This window comes from Bradyrhizobium sp. B120 (assembly GCF_049075665.1).
Taxonomy (GTDB): Bacteria; Pseudomonadota; Alphaproteobacteria; order Rhizobiales; family Xanthobacteraceae; genus Bradyrhizobium.
Map to the genome: position 1 here is coordinate 2,419,553 of NZ_CP185242.1, position 14,487 is coordinate 2,434,039.

Sequence of the window (14,487 nt, forward strand, 5' to 3'; positions counted from 1 at the left end):
CTGTCGCGAACCCCTGCCGGGCCTCCGCCGTGCGTCCCTGGCTGAAGCCTTATGATACGTGCGGTCGTATCGCCTGTCCCTAGACGCTGCCGAGAATTGTGTTGGGCTTACAACCTGGGCGCAAGGAGCGGCGATGCCGAGCGAGCTTCAACGGACCGATAGGACAGCCAGCGATCCTGCCGCGCCTCCGTCGCGTGCAGGCGTGGCGCCGAGCGCGCTCCATCGTGGACAAACTGCCATCGGAGACCCGCAATCCGAACACCCGCCAGACCCTCAACGGTCAAAAATCGTTGCTCCGATGGACGGATTCTACGTCGTCGACGCTCGGAGCCAGCGCTTCCAAGTGAAGGATATCTCACTCACTTACGCACTGGAGATTGAGGTCACGGAACGCCCAATCACGCTCCATTGCTGCGTCGGAGAAAGCACAGCGCTGGAGATCGCGTCCGGACAAATCACGGTCTCCAGTGGGCAATCTACATTGGCATTCCTCAAATCGAAGGATGGCGCAATGGCTACGTCGTCTCCACGAATGCCTTGGACCATCGAGTGAAGATCGGCAATCTGCCGGAGCGGCGCCTCGGCTAGAGTCTGGGTAGCATCGTCAGCTAACGGTTCTAGGCTCCAGCGACTTTCCGAGCAAGAAATACCTCGGCGTCGGGAGTTTCAAGAGCTGCTCGAGCGGAGCGTTGCGCGGGCGGATCTGATTTGTACTAAAGTTGATGAGTGGTGAGCGGCGTACCGTCGACACCGAGCAATACAAAGAAGCCCATTTCCGGCAGCGTTACTCCTTCAATGGCGACATGACGTACCATTTTCCTGCGTCTAATGAACAGGTGCTAGCTCGTCCTGTCCCCTTCGACGGAAGCAACAATGATCCATGCGATCGGCGAAGGTGCTGATGATCGTCTGGCGATTTCGCAACAACCTTCTCGGCGTGGCAGTCGGCTGACACTCCCGCAATGCGATTGCCGGCTGATCGGACTGCCGGCGCCACGTCCGTGGCTCGCGATATCGCTGCTGAACGGTCACCGGGACAATGTATCCAAGAGATGGCCGAGTCAGATGAGAAGAGGTTGCGGTGCCAGCGCAAAGACGCTGAGCTGCAGAATCTGCCTCTCGATCCGCTGCTTCACTTGAGGTTTTCCTGCTGGAAGACTTGTCGCAAGAGTGGAAGCAGGCAGCCCTTCGCTTTTGTTGATTGCTGACCCTGCTCCGGTTTCCTTCGTCGCCGCAGCCCTCCGCGGCCCTACTCGCATCGGCCGGAGCCAGGACTAAGGGAGCAAAGTGACAGGCTATTTCGAATGCCAGTCGGAATTCACGATACTTTCTCCAGCTCGTATAGGTGAACGATACGCGGTTCATCTGGCAGAACGCGGCCGTCACCCCCAACAATCCATTTCACTCCGGCCCGATTCTCAAATATCCAGAGAACCTTGCCCCAACGCTCATCAAATTCGTCCCCGCGAAGGCGTGCCCAGTCACCAACGGCTGGTAAATTAGGTGGGACCGCCCCCCTGATCACCTTCGGCTCGGGAGAGAGACGCCGCGCGGCCTGAAATACCAGCCAGCCCCAGAACATCACCGATTAAGCCCCGAAAACCGGGGCACCCAAATGGAATTAGGACGGCGGCAATGACGGTACATGAATTATTTTCGTCCATCGCTCTGTCAGATAATCGCTGAAAGCAAGGCGACTAATCGCACTGATGGGCGGTGAGCCGCCAGTCCCATTTGAGATAGAAGCAATAAAGCGAGAACGACGTTACAAAGAACAAGTTTGCGAGCTCACTCATCTTGATGGAGCGACCGGAGAGGCGCGGGCCGATCAGAAATTGAAGCAATCCTTATGCGTGCACTGCTGGCACAAGTCATTCGGTCATCCCACGTGGTGACCTAGCTAGGGACTCCGGGCAGTAAACCTTCATAACCGGTATGAGCTCACACGTCTGCAGTGATCAGGTACCATCAGAGCAAGCCGCGGCCATCGCGATCGGCGCTTGCTGCAGGAGTGCAGGCGCGGGGACAATCTCTTGGTCTCGGCGCGCGTACGGGTCGCGTTTATCTCAGGCGGAAGAGGGCGGCGTACCGTGAAGGCTCAGAGTTGCGCTTGCCTTGTCTATGCTATTGTCCCGCAACCGGATCGCCGGATCAACCCTTGTAGAGGCTTAATCGCGACACACCAAGGCGTCGGCGCCGAATTGGCACCGAGGTTGGTGGTCAGCAAGCTTCGGGACCCATCTAACAGCGTGGAGCGGTGAGGCCTTCAATTGAGCCTATAAGAGGCCTGAACGAATGTGCCCCAGCGATCCATGCTGTACTTCGCAAACGACGGCCGACCGGCGCAGCCGCGGTTGTCGCACCCAGTGTCTTTGCCCTGCGCTTCGGTCCACATGGCCCAATAGCGGCCACCGACGCCGACGCTGATGTGCTCGGTGATGAAGTAGGACAACACGCCTTCCAGCTGGACGCCGCCGCCACCGTTGCCGCGTTGTTCGGCAAACGTGGTCGTATCACGCAAGAGATGATAGTCACGTCCCTTGAAATCGGTCCAGGGCAGGTAAGCGATATCAGCGCTCAAGCGCCAACGCTCGGTCAGCATGGTTTCGGCGCTCAGGCCGATTCGAGGCGCATTCCATTGAGTATCCTCGCTGCCTACGACCCTGTCACCCGACACAAGACATGGACGGAAGGGGTAGGGGTTGGCGATATCCACGCATCCGATCGAGTCCGAGCTCTGGCCGTAATAAGTCCAGCCTAGAAATCCGCCGATCTTGTAGTCGGTGCCGCGCAAGAAATCGTAACCGACGTCGGCCGTGTAGTACGTGAACCTTCCATTTTCTTGTCCTGATATGGTGTTGAGGTACTGGTCGCCAACCCAATCTTCATCGTTCTCGTTTCCTTTGTTGAAGCGCCCGACGCCAAGTGTGCTCTTCAGAAACGCTCCCCAAGGGCTGTCAAGACGGCCGAATAACTCCCCCGAAAGTCCGTCCAGGCCGCGATAAGTGAGCCTCGAAAAGAGCATGCTAGGATCTTGAGGCCCGCCATACTTCACTGCACTATGGTCCCATTGGAATCGTCCCCGGCTGAGCCAGAGCCGCGAGCCGCCCTCGAACGACCAACCGTCCGCATAGCGAACGGGCGACACGCCGGCATGGGCCTTCCCGTACAGCGACGTGCCGGACCATTGCGCGGCTTGCGGGTCGGCGTCAAAGTGGTAATTCAGGCCAAGCTTTCCGATGTGATGGTTGCTGGACAGGTTGGTCGTGTTCGCCGGCAGAATTGCGAACGGTGGATACTGCACAGTCGAAGCGGTCGCGACACTCGGCCCGCCAAAATGCAGATAGTCATACTCGACGTTGATCGACCATGCAGGCGTAAGCGCTTGCTCGACGCCCAGCCCGATGATGCTACCGACCCGACCATGATCAAAATGGGTTTTCTCCTGCGGGTAGGAGCCGTATTCGTTGTTGTTGATGACGTCGCCCCGATTGTTTTGCCAGGCTACGCCTCCCTTGAGATAGGCCAGTGTGTGGCCGAGTGCGCCAAACGCGTAACCAATGCGACCCGTCCCGGTGGCAAATAGGTTGGGACCTGCCTTGCAGTTTGCGCTGACAACGAAGCCGGAGGCGGCGAGGCAGGTGTTTGTGCCCTCGGAGACAACACCGCTGGCGTCGAGTTCGAGACCAAACACCCAGTTGTCGTTCTGCCAATTGTAGCCGATTTGGCCACCCGCGACGAACACCGGGGTATCGACGATGCCGCCATAGATCGATGGACCATAGGGATTGCTGAAGGAGGTTTGGCCGTACCCACCGCCGACGTGTCCGCCAATATAGCCGCCTGACCAGTTCCACACCGCCAGTGGCAGTTTTACTTCTCGCTCAAGGTACGCCTTGGCTGCACCGTTTGCGAAGAGCGCAATTGTCGCGGCACTCCAAAAAAGAACTCTAGATCGGATCAAAGATTGCCTTGCCTTCCCGGTCCACAACGTGGCTCCTTAAATTATCGCCGCACGGCAGATCGTCCGGGGCGGACGCAGACAGTGCGGCAACCCGCGCCGGGTCCGTCCCGAGGATCGCCGCACCGCGATTGGTGATGGTGTCCTGAACGAAGCAAACCGCATGCCGAACTGAATTCGTATATTTTGCAGGAAGTTCCTAAGCGTGTGTCGTGTCAACCTCCTGACAGTAGTCTCAAGACTGACAAAAGAATCCTTCGACAATCTCTCAACGCGCATGAATGTGCGGAGCACGCCCCGATGGGCCGCATTCATGGTTTCTTGGAGTGGCGCGCGTCGACTTTCTCAGCTTGGATGAAGCGGGCGATTTCAACGTAGAATGTTCTTGTCGCCGCGCGAGCCGATTGCCATACAAGCTCAGCGCCTGCAAATCTTTCGAAGGGCGGGATGAAACTGGCCAAGCCCATTGGTATGCAAAGTGTTGCGCAAATGGACCAGGCTGGAATCCTGCTCATCAAGGCGCCGCGCGCGCGAAAGCTGCGTCTACGGTGTGATTTGTGCAGTCTAACCGCTCAGTTGTGGAAGTGGACTTCCTCGAAGGATGTGGCGAGTTTCCGAGCTGACACCTTGGTTGCAGCGCTGCTTTCGCCGGCGACAGCTGAGACGTTGCTCTCTTGCCGCGGAGCTTGATGACTGCGAAGCTCCTGGTTAGATCACTGTCCTTCAATTTGGAGAAGCGTGCCGTGGCAATGGGTATTGTGAAGTGGTTCAATCCGACGAAGGGGTATGGCTTCATCAGGCCGGAAGATGGAGGGCCGGATGTCTTCGTGCATATCAGTGCAGTCGAGAAGGCAGGCTATTCGGGGTTGGAAGAGGGGGCTCGGGTCAGTTACGAGCTGAAGGCCAATCGCTCGGGCAAAATGTCTGCCGAAGATCTCCGGGTCGGATAATCAGATCTGTGCGGTGATTTCTCTCGACTCGTCAGATCGCCGTCCGCTCCAGCCGCGGAGGACAGCTACGTGCTACTGATGGACCGGCTCTTGTGGCCTGTGCGTCGTCATGTTCAGCGAGCGCGTGCAAGCGCAATCCTCTCGAATATTCCACGCCTGGCAATCAGTCGAGGAACCGAATGGTTGGCGCGCGGTTTGTGCGTTTCGCAAGGAGCTTGTCCAGCCCGGCAAAAGCTTGCAGCTATCATGAACGATTCCGGAGATCGCCATGTACACCGCCCTGAGCCTGATCGCGATCTGGCTGCTGATTAACGCGTTGTTCGTTATCGTGATGACACCCGTCGATCGATAGACCGGTAGCGCTGGGCGGGAAGCAGAGCGTACACGCTCCATGTTCGGAGGTAAGCGTTGGGCAGCCGGCGGGTAGATCGCGATGTCCCGTTGATGGTCCTCACGATCGAAGCTGCCGCTCTGTTTGAAGATGCGAGGCTATCCGCCTGGCACTTCGTTGATGTCAGCTTCTGAACCAATGTCGGCAATCTGACGTCGCCATGCGGCCGGGAGCGGCTGAAACGCACGACTTTTCGACCGGCACGCGGCTTGCAGTGTTCGAGCTGCCAGCTGGCACAAGCCGCCCAATGCGCGCTGACGAGATCGCATGCGTGTTGTTGGCTGCTTCCGCTTAACGCGAGACCTGCAAGCGTGGCCGTTCGATCTCATCCGGGACAAGCTCATGAACACGTCACTTCTCTGCGCCGCGTTGCTCTCGATTGCCTGTTTCACCTCCGCGGCGCTGTCGCAAGAGCGGACGGCTGCGGGGCCGGCTGACGACCCATTCCTTTGGCTCGAGGAGATCGAAGCGCCGCGCGCATTGGCTTGGGCACGGGCCGAGAACGACAAGACGCTCGGCGTGCTCCAGTCAGATCGCCGCTATCGGCGCTTTTACGAAAAGGCGCTCACCATCCTGCAGGCCAAGGACCGGATTCCGTACGTTTCGTTGGGGCGGCGCGGTCTGGAAAATTTCTGGCAAGACGACACGCACGTGCGCGGCATCTGGCGGCGCACCACACTTGAGAGCTATCGCAGCCAAGACCCACGATGGGAGACCATCCTCGATGTGGACGAACTGGCTGTCGCCGAGAACAAGAATTGGGTCTTTAAAGGTGGCGACTGTCTTCCGCCGGAAGAACGCCTCTGCCTGCTAACGCTTTCCGATGGGGGTAAGGACGCCGCGTTCATCCGTGAGTTCGACCGAGACGCCAAGGCCTTCGTTGAGGCCGGCTTTGATCTTCCCGAGGGCAAGCAGAGTGTCGGATGGCTTGATGGTGACACAGTCCTTGTTGCACGAGACTGGGGCGATGGGACCCTGACACCGGCCGGCTACCCTTTCGTGGTGAAGGAGCTCAAACGCGCTCAGCCGCTCGCCGAGGCGCGCGAGATCTTTCGGGGCCAACCGACCGATGTTCAGACGATGCCCTTCGTGCTTCGTGACAATGAAGGCCATATCCATGCGGCCGGCGCCATGCGCGTGATTAGCTCCTTCGAGTACGAGTATGTGCTCTTCGGCGCCAATGGGCCTATCACGCTCAATCTGCCCAGGAAGGCGGCTATCCTTGGGGTCGCGAGTGGCCGCCTACTTGTGACGCTTGACGAAGAATGGACGCCGCCCGGCGACACCAGCTTCGCGACCGGCTCGGTGATCTCGTATGACCTAGCCGAATGGAAGCAGGATCCGCTGCGCGCCAAACCGTCGCTTGTCTTCCAGCCTGGGCCCCGGCAGGCACTGAGTGGGTTCAGTAGCACGAAGAACTTGTTGATCCTGACGATCCTTGACAATGTTCAGAGCAAGGCGTTCGTCTACAAGTATGATCAGGGGGCTTGGTCGGCCACGCCGATCCCGCTCCCGGACAATGCGGATGTCAGCGTGTCAGCCGCTTCCGAGCACGCGGACCAGGTGATGTTCACGGTCTCCAACTATCTCACGCCAACATCGCTTTGGTACTTCGATGCCGCGAGCAAACAACTCGAGGCATTAAAGACGGCACCTGCGACCTTCGATGGATCCCGGCATGTCGTGGAGCAGCTCGAAGCGACCTCGCGCGATGGCACGCGGATTCCCTACTTTCTGGTGCGGCCCAAGAACGCAAGATTTGACGGCGCGATCCCAACGCTTCTCTATGGTTATGGCGGGTTCCAGGTTCCGCTCCTTCCATTCTATGCGGGATCAGTGGGGCGGCTCTGGCTCGAACAGGGCAATGCCTATGTCGTTGCGAATCTGCGCGGGGGCGGCGAGTTTGGTCCACCATGGCACCAGGCTGCCCAGGCGGCAACGAAGCAGAGGACATGGGATGACTTCATTGCCGTTGCCGAGGACCTGATCCGCCGGAACGTCACCAGTCCACGACGATTAGGCGTGATCGGCGGCAGCCAGGGGGGACTGCTTGTTGGCGCCGCAATAACCCAACGGCCCGAGCTCTTCAACGCGGCGATCATCCAGGTTCCGCTGTTTGACATGCTTCGATTTACCAAACTGGGCGCGGGCGCCTCCTGGATCGCCGAGTATGGTGACCCAGCCATTCCCGAGCAGCACACGTGGATCGAAGCCTACTCGCCCTACCAGAGGCTGGTGCCGGGCAAGACTTACCCCGCCCCTTTAATTCTCACCTCCACCAAGGATGATCGCGTGCATCCAGCGCACGGCCGCAAGGCCGCCGCGAGGCTCGCTGCGCTGGGCCAGCCTTACTTCTACTACGAGAACATCGATGGGGGACATAGCGCCGCGGCCAATCTGATCGAATATGCGCGTCAGCTAGCCCTCGAATACACCTATGCATCCAGTCGGCTTTGTCTTGAGTAAGTTCGGCGGACCGGGTGACCAAAGCCGATAAAGTCAGACCATTGGTTGTCTCGGCATCACCACGTTGGCAGCGGAGATCATCGAGCCGGCCGCAAGGCGATACCACCAACGACACGATCGGCAGGCAAGATGGTACGCCGGACTTGGCCCTTGAGAATTCGCGCCGCGCCCGAGAGGTGTTCGAACACGGCGCCGCCAATTGCGGCTCTCCATCCAGTCTGGCTAACCGCCCCGCATCCCGGTCGATGGCCGAAATTTCGCAGAGCCTGATTGGCCCAAGACTTGCTATTCCAACCTCAAACTCCGTGCCATTCTTAAGAGATCACGCAGCAATCTCATGCTGCACCTAGCGGGAGTTCTCAATTCGAAGCGAGCCTCCCAGGCCAAGACTCCAAAGCGCATATGTGGCATCCAAAGGGCGCCCGGCGGTTCGTCGTGCTCATGGGGTTCGTCGTGCTCATGGGCACGCTCAAATTGATGTTCCTGGGCGGAATGGGGCTCATGAACTACTTCGTATAGAGCGCCTGGAACTGATCGTTCTGCATCATCGTAACCAGAGTCCTGTCGACCAGCGCTTTGAACTCCGGATCGTCCTTGCGAAAAATTAGGCCATACGGTTCGGTCAATAGGTTCCAGCTTATTGCCTTATTCGGAAGTGATCCATTTTTGCAAGCCGGCGATCGTGCGAAATCCGTCGGCGGCGTAGCAGCGCATGGATGGCTGAGAGGCTTTCATCATCTCCGCCAGCGCATGTCCCGGGCCGAGGTCCAGCACCTCGGTAACACCCAGCTCTACGAGGGCCTCCAGCGTTGCCGCCCAGTCGATGGGATGCGCGACCTGGTTTGCCAGTTTCGCCGTGGCGCCGGCGACCGAGAAGATGCGTTCGCCGCCGCCGCCGGCAAGCAGGACGCGCTGGCCTGCGACGGCCGCGTGCCCGCTGGCGTCGAGCGCCTGTTGCAGAGGTTTGCAGGCCTGCGCGAGCCTCCTCGTGTGCGACGCGATTTTCACGGCGAGAAGGCCCGTGCGCGCTCCTTCCCTGGTGGCCTCGTCGCAGAGCGCGATGACATCCCGCTCCGCGCCTCCGATGACGACAAGAAGGTCAGGATTCCGGATCGCGATCTCGCAGCGATATTTCGCAAGCAGAGGTGCGAGCGTAGCCCGGTCGAGCCCGCGAACGTAACCCAGGCGGCAATCGGTCCCTGCCGCATCTTGCATCAATCGCGCGCGAATATCCGTGAGCCGCAAGGCTTCGCCGGCGGTCCAGATTCCCGCGATGCTCCAGGCCGCCATTTCGCCGACGCTGTACCCGGTGACGGCGGTCTCCGCGGTCAGCAGGTCGGCGATGCAGGCGTGGATCGCGAGCGCGGATGTGACCGTCAGGATCTGACTGGAATGATTGGCGGATAGTTCATCCGCGGCTCGCGTCCTGACGAACTCCCGTGGATCCGCGCCGAGAAAAGCGGTCGCCGCGGCGAAGATCGGCTCGGCAGGGGGCTGGTCCGCGACAAGACCGAACATCTTGTCCGAGAGCGTGCCTTGTCCGCCGCAGAGCAATGCTAGCATCGGGGTTCGATCCGATCGACGAACAGCGCCATCGCGAGCAGGTCGGCCGAGCCGCCGGGACTGAGATGACGGGACACGAATGCCTGGTGCATGTCGGTGGCGCGCGTGCGCCATCCCGGAGATCCGACGCCTCCGACGGCAAGGAAGGCGGAGGCGCTGGCTTGCGCGAAGCGCAGTCCCTTGGGGCCGCCCCGATGCAGCAGGTTGGTGTCGGTGACCTCAGCGATCAGCCTCATGCATGTCTGGACGCGGACGGCTTCCTCGTCACGCGGCGCAAGCTTGCGCGCCGCATGCAACGCGGGCAGGGCGATGTCGTAGACGGACGGAAAGCCATTGGCGGCTTCCGCCCTGGCGCCGCCGGCGCCGTAGCGCCGCGCGGCCAGAGCGCCATGGCTGCGCAGCGATACGGGGCCTGACAGGATGTCGTCGCCCCAACGCTCCGAAACCAGCCGGCCGAGTGACTTGCGGACGCCGACGGCATCCCGGTATCCGATCGCGGCGCAGAGCAGACCCAGCCCGAAGATCGCGCCCCGGTGCGTATTCACTCCATGCGTTGCGGTCAGCATCGCGCGCTCCGCGGCAACGCCGATGGCGCGCAGCCGGTTCATGCCCGCGCCCTCGGCGCCCGCGGCGGCGAGCTCGCTGAAGAACGGCATCAAGGTTTCGGCGCTCAGGCACAACAGGGCGGCATCCATGTCGCCATGCGCGCCGTTGTCGACATGACTGACGAGCCCCGGCTTCGGATAGGTCCCGACTTCGAGCTTCAGGCAGAGCGAAGCGAGATCGCCGAGCTGCTTCACAGAAAGCGCACGTCCCGGCAGTGATTGCCATCTGAGCGCAAGGGTCATGACACATGACCCGCCAGGAAGGCCGCGCGCGTCGTCGTGGTGACGCCTGCCGGGCCCTTCACAAGGACTTCGTCCGCGTCAGTGCCGGTCAGCTCGCGCCATTGAACGCCTCCGGTTGGACCTGTGATCTCACCATCCAGCCCCATCGGCGCCTGCTTTGCGATCCGCGCGATGTCGGACAGCAGGGCGCCCGGCTGCTTCGCGGCGGACAGCGGCCAGAGCAGATCGAGGTCTGAGCTGTCCGAAAGATAGGGAAGGCCGGTGAGATGCTGCCAGGCGAGGCTGCCATAGGTGCGCGTTTCCGGCAGAAGCTGGAGGAGCTTCTCGATTGTCTCGCGCCAGGCCTCGGGCGCTGCTGTTGCGGTATCAGCCAACAACGGCGGCGGCGCGGATGCGACGATGACGGCCGTGGCGAGCGAGACCGCAATGCGTCGTTTGCCATGGCTCGGCGGCAGCGGTAGACCGAGCGGAACGAGGCCTACGGTATCGCTGCAGGCCGGCCGGCGGACGATGAGAGGGCGTCCCGCATGCGCCCAGCCCACCACGATCGGCTCGCTGGCGAGTTCGGGATAACGGTTCATCACCGCACTCCATCCGGCCGCCGAGGCCTTCACCATGCTGTGGCGCGCGAGAGGTTCAAGCATGTCGCGCCCCCTGGTGTCGGGCGGCGGCGCGCGCAACACGCTCGGCAAGCTCGGCGGCTTTCCGCCGCCCACCGCGCTCGGCGCCGAGCCGGCCGCGATCGTCCTGTCCTTGCGGCCGCTGCAGCACGGCCGCAAGCTGCGGCGCCAACGGGGCATCCGCATCCCAGACGGCGTGGACGCCGCCTGTCAGCACCATGTTGTCGAGCCCGGGCGCGAACACCGGCGTGGCCTCTGCCTTCGCTTTCAAAACGTCGATCGGAAGCTTGGTGACCCGCGCCATCGACGGCAGGTCCATCACCGCGGGATGCGCGCCGGGCAGCGCCACCAGCGTGCCGGTGGCAAGCGCGGTGGCGATAAACGCGCCGGCGGCGCTGCCGCCATAGAGCAGTCCGACGGTGCGATGTCCCTCGGCTTCGGCCAGCAGCAGGGCCTTGGCGAGATGCGACAGATATTCGCTGAGTCCCAGCAGTTCGTCGCGCTTGCTCATCCGCTGGCTGGCGGAATCCACCGGGAACAGGATCGGTGTCCGATCCCCGGACTTGACGATCTCGATCACGCGCCCCGCGAGCACGATGGCTTCGTCCACGCCGAGCGGCTGGCCCTGGGTGACGCCGAGCACGTGGATCGGATTGCCGTCAGGCAGGACCGCTTGTCCCGAGATCATCGTGCCGTTGGTTTCGATCTTGCGGCCGTTCGGGAACAGGCCGGTCAGGATGTCATCGAGCGTCATCGGCGTTCTCCCTGTTGGCTGCGGCACGAAGAAAAGCGCCGGTCGGAAGTGCGGGAACATCGGTCGGATTGTCTATGCCAAGCGCCTGCCAGATCTCGACGGCGTCCTCGGCCTCGCCAAAACGCTGCAGCCGCAGTTCGAGGCGCTTTTGTTCGGCTTCGAGAGTCTTGGCGTTGCAGCCTCGCTTGATCCCAAGCGCATCGATCGCCGCCCCGCGGAACGCCAGCGCCTTGTCGTCGACGAACGCATCGACGCCGTCGATCAGGTAGCGGTGCTTGCCGCCCATGGTGCGCCAGACGAGGGCGCGATCGCGCGAGTCGAATTCCTCGATGCCCTTGTTGGTCTCGATCACCTCGGGGCCGCTGACGCTGAGCCGCCCCTGTTCGGAGATGATCAGGCGCGAGCAGGTGCCGGCGATCAGGCTGCCGCCGCCATAGCAGCCGGCGCGTCCGCCGATCAGGCCGACGACGTTGACGCCGGCGCGTCGCGCCTCGAACACCGCGCGCATGATCTCGGCGATCGCGAGCTCGCCCGCGTTGGCCTCCTGAAGGCGCACGCCGCCCGTGTCGAACAGGATCAGCACGTCCTGTTGAAGTGTGCACGCTGCGCGCAACAGCCCGGTGAGTTTTGCGCCGTGGACTTCGCCGAAGGCACCGCCCATGAAGCGTCCCTCTTGCGCGGCGACGAGGACAGGCGCGCCGTCCAGCCGGCCGCGGCCGATCACGATGCCGTCGTCGAACTGCTCCGGCAGGTTGAAGATCGAAAGATGCGGGCTGATCTCGCGCAGCTCCGGGCCGATGAATTCGGCAAAGCTGCTGGCATCGACCAGCGCGTCGATGCGCTGCCGGGCGCTCGCCTCGTACCAGCTCAGCGAGACATCATTGGCTGTGACGGCTGTCATCGTTCCGGCTCCTCGATCTTGCGGATGCCCTGGGCAAGGCGCAGCGCGACCGTGTCGGGCCGGGCGCCGCCGTCATTGATGGAGATACGCAAGCCACCGGCAGAGCGGCGGGCGGCCAAGTCGCGCACCACGGCGTCCCACACCGCGCCGAAGCCGTGAGCGGCGGTTGCGATGTCGATCGTGCAGGTGTCGGCCGGCAAAGCGCGTTCCAGCAGCACCTCGAGATTGCCGGAGGCGACGACGCCGACGATCGCCTGCATGCGGGTGCCGCCGGCGGATCTGGTTGCAGTCAGTCTGAAGCTGAGCTTTTCCATGCAAAACTCCTCACCAATTGCGGAAGCGGCTGGGCGGACGGTAGAGACCGCCGGAAGCCAGCATGAGGTCCTTGATCGAGCGGGCTGCCAATAGGCGCCGGTCGGCATCGAGCGGATCGATGCCGAGATCCTCGGGGCGGCGGATCACGCCACGCTGCCTGAGCTGCTCGACCAGCTTCGCATCGCGCGCGCGGCCGATGTCGGTGTAGCCGGCAACGCCGCGGATCGCCTGCTCGCGCTCGTCCTTGCTGCGGCACATCAGGAGGTTGGCGATGCCTTCCTCGGTGACGATGTGGGTGACGTCGTCGGAGTAGACCATCACCGGCACCAGATCGAGGTTGAGCTTGCGCGCCAGCTCGAGCGCATCCAGTTGCTCGACGAAGAGCGGGACATTGCTGTCACCGAAGGTCTCGCCGATCTGCACCACGAGCTTGCGGCCGCGGCGCAGCGCCGCGGTGGAATCGGGGTCGGCTTCGGCACCCGCCTTGAGCCAGGGTTCGCTCGGGTGACGGCGGCCGCGCGGGTCGGAGCCCATGTTGGGCGCGCCGCCGAAGCCGGCGATACGACTGGTCGTCACCGTCGAGCTGTGGCCCTCGAGGTCGATCTGGAGCGTCGAGCCGATGAACATGTCGCAGGCATAGAGGCCCGCCGCCTGGCAGAAGGCTCGGTTGGATCGCAGCGACCCGTCGGGCCCCGTGAAGAAGATGTCGGAGCGCGCGGCGACATAGTCCTCCATGCCAACTTCCGATCCGAAGCAGTGGATCTGCTCGACCCAGCCGGCTTCGATCGCCGGAATCATAGTCGGATGCGGATTGAGCGCGAAATGGGTGCAGACCTTGCCCTTGAGGCCGAGCTTCTCGCCATAGGTCGGCAACAGCAGCTCGATTGCGGCGGTATTGAAGCCGATGCCGTGGTTGAGCCGGCGCACGCCGTAGGGCGCGTAGATGCCCTTGATGGCGAGCATTGCCGTCAGGATCTGGGTCTCGGTGATGGCGGCCGGGTCGCGGGTGAAGAGCGGCTCGACATAGAAGGGACGTCCGGCCTCGACGACGAAATGTACGAGGTCGCCGGGAATGTCGACCCGCGGCACCTTGTCGACGATCTCGGTGACCTGTGCCACGACGAGGCCGTTCTTGTAGCTCGTCGCCTCGACGACCGTCGGTGTGTCTTCGGTATTCGGGCCCGTATAGAGGTTGCCGTCTTTGTCGGCGCTCACCGCGGCGATCAGCGCGACGTTCGGCGTGAGATCGATGAAGTAGCGGGCGAACAGCTCGAGATAGGTATGGACGGCGCCGAGCTCGATCTTGCGGCCGAACAGCATCTTCGCGATGCGCGCCGCTTGCGGGCCCGAATAGGAAAAGTCGAGCCGCCGCGCGATGCCCTTGTCGAAGACATCGAGATGCGCGGGCAGCACCACGCCGGACTGCACCATATGAAGGTCATGAACCTGCGCAGGGTCGAGGTTCGCGAGCGCGGAAGCGAGAATGTCGGCCTGCTTCTGATTATCACCCTCCAGGCACACCCGGTCGCCTGACCGGATCACTGCCCTCAGAAACTCTGGCAGGTCTGGGATCGGGACGACCTTTCCCTTTGCGTATCGCTGGCCGGCCGCGAGGCGCTCACCCAAGGCGGCCTTTTGCATACCCCAATCGCTCATTTCGGCTCCTTGGCATGCGAAGTTGGCTTCGATCAGGTCAAATGTATGCGCATTGCTTTTAA

The 14,487-nt window shown here is 62.1% G+C and carries 10 protein-coding genes and 1 pseudogene; 3 read left to right on the top strand and 8 right to left on the bottom strand.

Features of this window, described 5'->3' with window-relative positions; translation table 11 throughout:
* Positions 1-2,000: 2,000 nt before the first annotated feature.
* Positions 2,001-2,099, top strand: a pseudogene (locus ACOIX3_RS11215) (4-hydroxybenzoyl-CoA thioesterase); the annotation flags it as partial.
* A gap of 167 nt (positions 2,100-2,266) precedes the next feature.
* On the opposite strand, the gene ACOIX3_RS11220 reads toward ACOIX3_RS11215, so the two are convergent.
* Positions 2,267-3,991: an outer membrane beta-barrel protein gene (locus ACOIX3_RS11220; RefSeq protein ID WP_420969823.1), complete on the bottom strand. Its 1,725-nt coding sequence runs from the start codon at positions 3,989-3,991 to the stop codon at positions 2,267-2,269.
* Positions 3,992-4,704: 713 nt separating this feature from the next.
* On the opposite strand from ACOIX3_RS11220, the gene ACOIX3_RS11225 reads away from it, so the two are divergent.
* Entirely contained in the window at positions 4,705-4,911 is a 207-nt protein-coding gene (locus ACOIX3_RS11225) for a cold-shock protein (protein ID WP_420971713.1), read from the top strand.
* A gap of 733 nt (positions 4,912-5,644) precedes the next feature.
* Positions 5,645-7,768 carry a prolyl oligopeptidase family serine peptidase gene (locus ACOIX3_RS11230; protein ID WP_420969824.1) on the top strand — a complete coding sequence of 708 codons (2,124 nt, stop codon included), beginning with the start codon at positions 5,645-5,647 and terminating at the stop codon, positions 7,766-7,768.
* Positions 7,769-8,413: 645 nt separating this feature from the next.
* On the opposite strand, the gene ACOIX3_RS11235 is transcribed toward ACOIX3_RS11230, so the two are convergent.
* The 7 genes from ACOIX3_RS11235 to mdcA are packed head-to-tail and all read right to left on the bottom strand — an operon-like array spanning position 8,414 to position 14,425.
* Positions 8,414-9,331: an acyltransferase domain-containing protein gene (locus ACOIX3_RS11235; protein ID WP_420969825.1), complete on the bottom strand. Its 918-nt coding sequence runs from the start codon at positions 9,329-9,331 to the stop codon at positions 8,414-8,416.
* Positions 9,325-10,179, bottom strand: coding sequence for a triphosphoribosyl-dephospho-CoA synthase MdcB (gene mdcB / locus ACOIX3_RS11240; RefSeq protein WP_420969826.1), 855 nt, complete (start codon positions 10,177-10,179; stop codon positions 9,325-9,327). Before mdcB ends, ACOIX3_RS11235 begins: the two co-directional genes overlap by 7 nt.
* On the bottom strand, positions 10,176-10,823 hold the full coding sequence (gene mdcG / locus ACOIX3_RS11245) for a malonate decarboxylase holo-[acyl-carrier-protein] synthase (protein ID WP_420969827.1): 648 nt from the start codon (positions 10,821-10,823) through the stop codon (positions 10,176-10,178). The genes mdcB and mdcG overlap by 4 nt, the downstream gene beginning before the upstream one ends.
* A complete protein-coding gene (gene mdcE, locus ACOIX3_RS11250; protein WP_420969828.1) occupies positions 10,816-11,553 on the bottom strand; it encodes a biotin-independent malonate decarboxylase subunit gamma in 738 nt (245 codons plus the stop codon). The genes mdcG and mdcE overlap by 8 nt, the downstream gene beginning before the upstream one ends.
* A complete protein-coding gene (locus tag ACOIX3_RS11255) occupies positions 11,540-12,454 on the bottom strand; it encodes a biotin-independent malonate decarboxylase subunit beta (protein WP_420969830.1) in 915 nt (304 codons plus the stop codon). Before ACOIX3_RS11255 ends, mdcE begins: the two co-directional genes overlap by 14 nt.
* A complete protein-coding gene (gene mdcC / locus ACOIX3_RS11260; protein ID WP_420969831.1) occupies positions 12,451-12,768 on the bottom strand; it encodes a malonate decarboxylase acyl carrier protein in 318 nt (105 codons plus the stop codon). The genes ACOIX3_RS11255 and mdcC overlap by 4 nt, the downstream gene beginning before the upstream one ends.
* A 10-nt stretch (positions 12,769-12,778) precedes the next feature.
* The gene (gene mdcA, locus ACOIX3_RS11265; RefSeq protein ID WP_420969832.1) at positions 12,779-14,425 is read right to left on the bottom strand and encodes a malonate decarboxylase subunit alpha; all 1,647 of its coding nucleotides are present in this window, start codon (positions 14,423-14,425) and stop codon (positions 12,779-12,781) included.
* Between the last annotated feature and the right edge of the window lie 62 nt (positions 14,426-14,487).

What these genes read in the sequence shown, in the direction of transcription:
- mdcA (WP_420969832.1), bottom strand. Translation starts at nt 14,425, where the DNA reads ATGAGCGATTGGGGTATGCAAAAGGCCGCCTTGGGTGAGCGCCTCGCG.
- mdcC (WP_420969831.1), bottom strand. Translation starts at nt 12,768, where the DNA reads ATGGAAAAGCTCAGCTTCAGACTGACTGCAACCAGATCCGCCGGCGGC.
- mdcB (WP_420969826.1), bottom strand. Translation starts at nt 10,179, where the DNA reads ATGACCCTTGCGCTCAGATGGCAATCACTGCCGGGACGTGCGCTTTCT.
- mdcE (WP_420969828.1), bottom strand. Translation starts at nt 11,553, where the DNA reads ATGACGCTCGATGACATCCTGACCGGCCTGTTCCCGAACGGCCGCAAG.
- mdcG (WP_420969827.1), bottom strand. Translation starts at nt 10,823, where the DNA reads ATGCTTGAACCTCTCGCGCGCCACAGCATGGTGAAGGCCTCGGCGGCC.
- ACOIX3_RS11235 (WP_420969825.1), bottom strand. Translation starts at nt 9,331, where the DNA reads ATGCTAGCATTGCTCTGCGGCGGACAAGGCACGCTCTCGGACAAGATG.
- ACOIX3_RS11230 (WP_420969824.1), top strand. Translation starts at nt 5,645, where the DNA reads ATGAACACGTCACTTCTCTGCGCCGCGTTGCTCTCGATTGCCTGTTTC.
- ACOIX3_RS11255 (WP_420969830.1), bottom strand. Translation starts at nt 12,454, where the DNA reads ATGACAGCCGTCACAGCCAATGATGTCTCGCTGAGCTGGTACGAGGCG.